We start from the raw sequence: 421 nt of genomic DNA, 5'->3' as shown, positions 1-421 counted from the left end.
CCTCATTTTAAGAAGGAAAGAGAAGAAAAAATGCATCAGTTCAGGGAATTAGGTCCTTCCCGTACTTCCACCAGTATTTCTGAAATTATTCCGGCCATTTTTGAAGGAAAGGTTGATACTTTATTTCTGCAAAACCGGGAGGATGTTTGGGGGAATTACAATGAGAATATGGCTTCTGTAGATGTGCATGACCAAAGAAGGAACGGAAGCATTTCTCTTATGAACCTTGCCGCAGTAAAAGTCATCGAGCAGAACGGAAAGGCATATCTTGTTGAAGATGAATTTATGCCGGACAAAAATTCAAAAATAAACGCTGTTTTCAGGTATTAGTAAAACAGGTTAAAAAAATAGAAGCTGCCTCAGATTATTGAGACAGCTTCTTCTTTTTATGTATAATGGGCAACTTTACCCGTGACTTCTT

General features: G+C 38.0%; 1 pseudogene. It reads left to right on the top strand.

The annotated features are described in order from the left end of the window. Positions 1–330: pseudogene (locus HC175_RS19305) on the top strand (hypothetical protein); the annotation flags it as partial. Positions 331–421 lie beyond the last annotated feature (91 nt).

The sequence above is a fragment of the Salinimicrobium oceani genome, assembly GCF_012037645.1.
Note: the sequence above shows the minus strand (reverse complement) of the source record. Positions and strands in the feature narration are given on the sequence as shown.